The sequence below is a fragment of the Streptomyces calidiresistens genome (assembly GCF_014141525.1).
Lineage (GTDB): Bacteria > Actinomycetota > Actinomycetes > Streptomycetales > Streptomycetaceae > Streptomyces > Streptomyces calidiresistens.
In genome coordinates this window covers 1-6,288 of record NZ_VKHS01000272.1, presented here as the reverse complement: position 1 = coordinate 6,288, position 6,288 = coordinate 1, and the positions used below count along the sequence as shown (strand labels likewise).

Here is a 6,288-nt window from a genome sequence, read left to right as displayed (position 1 = left end):
CCGTCCCGACGCCCACCCGTCCCACCCCTCCCGGCAGGGCCGCCGGGTATCAGGAGAACACGTGACCAGTACCACCGAGAAGGCTCGCCGGGACGCCCCCGGGGGTCGCCCACCGCACCTGCGGCACGTCATCTTCATCGCCTCCGTGGCCGCTCTGGGCGGCTTCCTCTTCGGATACGACAGCGCGGTCATCAACGGCGCCGTCGAGGGGATCCGCGGACGTTTCGAGGTGGGGTCGGGGGCCCTGGGCACGGTCGTGGCCATCGCCCTGCTGGGCGCCGCGCTCGGAGCGGTGATCGCCGGCCGACTGGCCGACCGTGTGGGCCGCATCCGGGTCATGCAGTTGGCGGCGCTCCTCTTCGCCGTGAGCGCCATCGGCTCCATGCTGCCGTTCACCGTCTGGGACCTCGCCTTCTGGCGCACCCTGGGCGGTGTGGCCATCGGTATGGCCTCCGTCATCGCGCCCGCCTACATCGCCGAGGTCTCGCCCGCCGAGTACCGGGGGCGGCTGGCCTCGTTCCAGCAGGCCGCGATCGTGCTCGGGATCGCCGTCTCCCAACTGGTCAACTGGGGGCTGTTGAACCTGGCGGGCGGCGAACAGCGCGGGGCGTTGCTCGGACTGGAGGCCTGGCAGATCATGCTCGGCATCGAGGTCGTCCCCGCCGCGCTCTACGGTCTGATGGCCCTGCGCATCCCCGAGTCCCCCCGCTACCTGGTCTCCCGGGGCCGTCCGGAGGACGCCCGTCGCGTCCTGGCCGACGTGGAGGCGGCCGGCACCGACCTGGACGCCAAGGTCCGACAGATCGGCGAGAAGCTGCGCACCGAGCACCGGCCGAGCTGGCGGGACCTGCTCGGCGGCAGGGCCGGCCTGCTGCCGATCGTGTGGATCGGCATCGGACTGTCGATCTTCCAGCAACTGGTCGGCATCAACGTCATCTTCTACTACAGCAACTCGCTGTGGCAGTCGGTGGGCATCGACCCCGACGCGTCCTTCTTCTACTCCTTCACCACCTCGCTCATCAACATCGTCGGTACGGTGATCGCGATGCTGCTGGTGGACCGCATCGGCCGCAAGCCCCTGGCCCTCATCGGGTCCGCCGGCATGACGGTCTCCCTGGGACTGGCGGCCTGGGCCTTCTCCCACCGCACCGGCACCGGCGACGACATCCGTCTCCCGGACGGCCAGGCCACGCTGGCGCTGCTCGCCGCGCACTCCTTCGTCCTCTTCTTCGCCCTCTCCTGGGGGGTCGTGGTCTGGGTGCTGCTCGGCGAGATCTTCCCCAACCGGATCCGTGCCGCGGCCCTGGGGGTGGCCGCCTCCGCGCAGTGGATCGCCAACTTCGCCATCAGCCAGAGCTTCCCGACCCTCTCGGACTGGAACCTGGCGGGGGCGTACGTGATGTACGCGACCTTCGCCCTCCTCTCCTTCTTCTTCGTCCTCAAGTGGGTGCCCGAGCCCCGGGGCAAGGCCTTGGAGGAAATGGGCTGATCCCCGGGCGTCCCCTCCCCGGGGACCACCCGGATGCCCGCCGACCCGAACCCGCCGGGTCGGCGGGCGCCCCGATTCCGTGGTACCCCCGGGCGATACTGAAGGCGACCGGACCGCTCCGACCGCGCCCCGCGGGGCGCATCTAGGGAACCGATGGACATCCTCCTCCTCGCCGTGGTGCTCGCCGTGGTCGCGATCGGCGCGATCAGCGGGCTCGTGATCACCCGCACCCGTTCGTCCCGGGCTCCGACGGACGACCGCCCGGCGACGGCGGCCCCGCCCGCCGAGCCACAGGTGGGGGAGGATGCCGGTGATCCCGCCCCGCCCCTGCGCCGCACGGTCGAGGACGTGGAACTGCCCGGGACGCCCCCGGCCGAACCCGACGTCACCCTCGACAAGGAGCCGGGGGCCGTCGCCCCGCCGGAGCCCGTTCCACCGACGGAGACCCCGGAGCCGACCGTCGGTCGACTGGTGCGCCTCCGGGCCCGCCTCGCGCGTTCCCAGAACGCCCTCGGCCAGGGACTGCTGACCCTGTTGTCCCGCGACCGCCTGGACGAGGACACCTGGGAGGAGATCGAGGACACCCTGCTCACCGCGGACGTGGGGGTCGGCCCCACCACCGAACTGGTGGAGCGGCTGCGGGAGCGCGTCCGGGTGCTGGGCACCCGGACCCCCGACGAACTGCGCGCGCTCCTGCGGGAGGAACTGCTCGCCGTCATCGGCACCGACGCGGACCGGTCGGTGCGCACCGAGGGCGGAGTGTCGGCCGAGGGCGGCGAACTGCCGGCGGTGGTGCTCGTCGTCGGTGTCAACGGCACCGGCAAGACCACCACGACGGGCAAACTGGCCCGGGTCCTCGTCGCCGACGGCAACTCCGTGGTCCTGGGCGCGGCCGACACCTTCCGCGCCGCCGCCGCGGACCAGTTGCAGACCTGGGGTGAACGGGTCGGTGCCCGCACGGTGCGCGGCCCCGAGGGCGGCGACCCCGCGTCGGTCGCGTTCGACGCGGTGCGGGAGGGGATCTCCGAGGGCGCCGACGTGGTGCTGATCGACACCGCCGGCCGTCTGCACACCAAGACCGGCCTGATGGACGAGCTGGGCAAGGTAAAGCGGGTCGTGGAGAAGCAGGGTCCCGTCGGGGAGGTTCTGCTGGTACTGGACGCCACGACCGGTCAGAACGGTCTCATCCAGGCCCGGGTCTTCGCCGAGGTGGTCAACGTGACCGGGATCGTGCTCACCAAGCTGGACGGTACCGCCCGCGGCGGCATCGTCATGGCGGTCCAGCGGGAGCTGGGGGTTCCGGTGAAGCTGGTCGGGCTGGGCGAGGGACCGGACGACCTGGCGCCCTTCGAGCCCGAGGCGTTCGTGGACGCGCTCATCGGTTGAGCCGTGGGGCCGGCGGACGCGGTGCGCGGCCCCCGCCGGCCGCCCGCGACGACGGTGACGGCGGTGACGACGGTGACGACGGTGACGACGACGTGACGGTGCCCCCGGGATCTCCGGGGGCACCGTCACGTGCGGGTGGTTGTCGTGCCGATCGCCGGCGGGGACGGGGGGTGTGCCGGTCGAACCGTCCTCATCGTCGGGGGGAACCGCCGCGCCGGCACAGATGGGTCAACGCGCGCAGCAGCATCCGCCCGCCCACGGGGTCCGGTGCGGCCCCCGGGCCGGGGTCGCGCAGCCAGCGCACCGGTCCGCGTCCCGCGTGGTCGGACGGCGGGGCGGTCACGTATCCACCGGGCCCCGGGACGTGCAGGTCCGTTGCCGGGATGCGCCGGCCCGCACCGGCGCGGGCCGTACCCGCGGGCCGCTCCCCGGTGGTCCCCGGCGCGACGAGGAACCACAGGCGGTCGCCGGGGGCCGCCATCACGGGACCGGCGGACAGCCCCAGCCGCTCCAGGCGACCGAGCGCGGCGTGTCCGGCGGCCGCCGGGGCGTCGAGCACCTCGAAGGCCCGTCCGACGGGGAGCAGGACACTCGCCCCGGGGGTGCGGGCCCAGCGGGAGAGTGCCTCCGGCAGGGGGGTTCCGGCCCGGATCGTCAGGTCCCGGGAGAGGTCGATGTCCAGCGGGTGCGCCCCGGGGGCGGAACAGGTGGCTCGCCCGCACGAGCACTCCGCACGTCCGGCGCGGTAGCGGGCCCGGACCCCGGGCACCACGTCCCAGCCGCGCAGCGCGGTGTACTCGGCCACCGCCGTGCCCACCGGGTCGGTGCCGCGCCTGCGCGGGGCCCGTGGGAAGAGTCGCATCTCCCGGAGTTCCTCCCGGATCTCTCCGGTACCGCCGATCGTGATCCCCATGCCCCCTCCAACGGTCGTCGGGGCGGATGGTTACGCGCCCCGGCGGGATGGTCGCTCGTCCTCCCGGGCCGGGGGGAGCGGCGCCGTCGTGCGCCGCGACCCATCGAGCGCATCGGTGCGCAACCGTGCGCCCCCGTGGTGCCCCGTTTCGGGGGCGGTGATCGACCCCTCGCCAAGTGAACAGCCGATACCGGGCGATAGGTTCTGCGACGAGGGGTGGCGAATGGTGGCGAATGGCCGGCGGACCCCCCTCGGCCCGGCTCCACCGAAATACTTTCGGTCGCCCGGTGACGTTCTCCCCGTCCGGCACGGGGGCGGCCACCGGCGGGTTCCCGGACCCGACCTCCCCGGGGAACCGCGGGGTCGGTGACCCCGGTGGGCCGGTGGTGGAGGTCGGGAACGGCGTTCGACCGGACCGGTCACGGGAGGATCGCGCACGGATCACGGATTGCATACGGATCGCACGCGGAAGGCCGGCTCCGGAGCCCGTTCCCGAACACGGGGGCCCGGGGGCACGGCGGTGACGGGAGCACGAGCGACGACAGGTCGACCACGCCGGGAGCGGGGTCGGGGATGGGGGCCCGAACGGTGAGCGACACCACCGGGGACGCGGGGACCGCGGGCGGTTCCCCCAAGCCGCCCAACGAACGACTGGCCTCCTGGTTCGGGCGCAGCGGCTGGTCGAAGGGGGAGTTGGCCCGTCAGGTCAACCGTCGAGCCGGTCGACTGGGCGTCCACCACGTGGGCACCGACACCTCCAGGGTGCGGCGGTGGCTGGACGGTGAGCAGCCCCGGGAACCCATCCCGACCATCCTCTCCGAGCTGTTCTCCGAGCGTTTCGGGTGCGTGGTGACCATCGAGGACCTCGGCCTGCGCGCCACACGCCGGGCCGCCACCACCTCCGGGGTGGATCTCCCCTGGGCCGGTCCCCGGACCGCCGAGATGATCAACGAGTTCTCCCGCAGCGACCTGATGTTCGGCCGTCGCGGGTTCCTCGGCTCCTCGCTCACCGTCTCCGCGGGGCCCGCCCTGATCGAACCCATGCAGCGCTGGCTCGCGCCGGGGCCCACCGGCGCCCCCGGGGCGGGGCACGACGGTTCCCCGGACCACGGTGTCCGCGCGCTTCCCGCGCGGCCGTCCGTCGCCTCTCCCGCCGCGCCGTCCGTCCCCCCGTTGTCCGGGGCGGACCTGGACCTGTTGGACGCCACGACCACCATGTTCCGAGGGTGGGACGCCCAGAGCGGTGGGGGACTGCGCCGCAAGGCGGTGGTCGGACAGCTCCACGAGGTGACCGACCTGCTCCGCGAGTCCCGTCCCGGTGGGGTGCGTCGCCGGCTGTTCCGGGTGACCGCCGAACTGTCCTCCCTGGCGGGCTGGATGAGCTACGACATCGGCCTGCAACCCACGGCGCAGAAGTACTTCGTCCTCGCCCTGCACGCCGCGCGGGAGGCGGGCGACCGTCCGCTGGGCGCCCTCGTCCTCTCCCAGATGGCCCGCCAGATGATTCACCTGGGCCGTCCGGCGGACGCTCTGGAACTGGTCACCCTGGCGCAGTACGGCGGTCGGGAGAACGCCGGCGCCCGCCTGTTGGCGATGTTGCACGCGCTGGAGGCCCGGGCCCGCGCCTCACTCGGCCAGACCACCCGCTGCCGGCGTGCCGTGGAGACCGCCGACGACGTGTTCGCCGACATCGACGCGGCGGAACAGGAGCCGGACTGGATCGCCTTCTTCACCCTCGCCGAACTGCACACGGAGAACGGCCACGCCTACCGGGACCTGGCCTACGCCACCGACGCCGATCCCGACCACACCGTTCCGGCCCGGCAGCGGATCGGAGCCGCGGTGGAGCTCTTCCGGGGGGAACTGGAACGCCGTGAGCTCGCCGGGGAGCCGGGGCCCCGGCGTTCGTATGCACTCGGTCTGATCGGTCTGTCCACCGTCCACCTGCTGTGCCGGGAACCGGAGGTCGCCGCGGAACGGGCCATGGAGGCCTTGGAGGTGGCGGGACGGTTGCGTTCGGAGCGGGTCTGCGACCGGCTCCGGCGGACCGCCGCCGCGGCGGCCCGCGAGTTCGGCGACGTGCCCGCGGTGGCGCGGTTACAGGAGCGGGTGGCCGTCGAGTTGTCCGGCGCCGCGATCGGCCGCGAGAACTGAGGCCCCTGCTGTGCCGGGAACCGGAGGTCGCCGCGGAACGGGCCATGGAGGCCTTGGAGGTGGCGGGACGGTTGCGTTCGGAGCGGGTCTGCGACCGGCTCCGGCGGACCGCCGCCGCGGCGGCCCGCGAGTTCGGCGACGTGCCCGCGGTGGCGCGGTTACAGGAGCGGGTGGCCGTCGAGTTGTCCGGCGCCGCGATCGGCCGCGAGAACTGAGGCCCCTGCTGTGCCGGGAACCGGAGGTCGCCGCGGAACGGGCCATGGAGGCCTTGGAGGTGGCGGGACGGTTGCGTTCGGAGCGGGTCTGCGACCGGCTCCGGCGGACCGCCGCCGCGGCGGCCCGCGAG

At 73.6% G+C, this 6,288-nt stretch carries 5 protein-coding genes; 4 read left to right on the top strand and 1 reads right to left on the bottom strand.

Annotation, left to right across the window (positions count from 1 at the left end):
- Positions 1 to 61 precede the first annotated feature (61 nt).
- A complete protein-coding gene (locus FOE67_RS13045; RefSeq protein ID WP_182663794.1) occupies positions 62 to 1,489 on the top strand; it encodes a sugar porter family MFS transporter in 1,428 nt (475 codons plus the stop codon).
- A gap of 153 nt (positions 1,490 to 1,642) precedes the next feature.
- Complete coding sequence (ftsY, locus tag FOE67_RS13040; RefSeq protein ID WP_182663792.1) at positions 1,643 to 2,875, top strand: signal recognition particle-docking protein FtsY; 1,233 nt, start codon at positions 1,643 to 1,645, stop codon at positions 2,873 to 2,875.
- A 190-nt stretch (positions 2,876 to 3,065) separates the two neighbouring features.
- Here ftsY and FOE67_RS13035 read toward each other — a convergent pair whose 3' ends face one another.
- Positions 3,066 to 3,788: a bifunctional DNA primase/polymerase gene (locus tag FOE67_RS13035; RefSeq protein WP_182663790.1), complete on the bottom strand. Its 723-nt coding sequence runs from the start codon at positions 3,786 to 3,788 to the stop codon at positions 3,066 to 3,068.
- Between the two features lie 573 nt (positions 3,789 to 4,361).
- On the opposite strand from FOE67_RS13035, the gene FOE67_RS13030 reads away from it, so the two are divergent.
- Positions 4,362 to 5,942: an NsdA family TPR-like regulatory protein gene (locus FOE67_RS13030; protein ID WP_182663788.1), complete on the top strand. Its 1,581-nt coding sequence runs from the start codon at positions 4,362 to 4,364 to the stop codon at positions 5,940 to 5,942.
- Positions 5,943 to 5,986: 44 nt separating this feature from the next.
- Positions 5,987 to 6,157 carry a hypothetical protein gene (locus tag FOE67_RS13025; RefSeq protein WP_182663786.1) on the top strand — a complete coding sequence of 57 codons (171 nt, stop codon included), beginning with the start codon at positions 5,987 to 5,989 and terminating at the stop codon, positions 6,155 to 6,157.
- Positions 6,158 to 6,288: the final 131 nt, after the last annotated feature.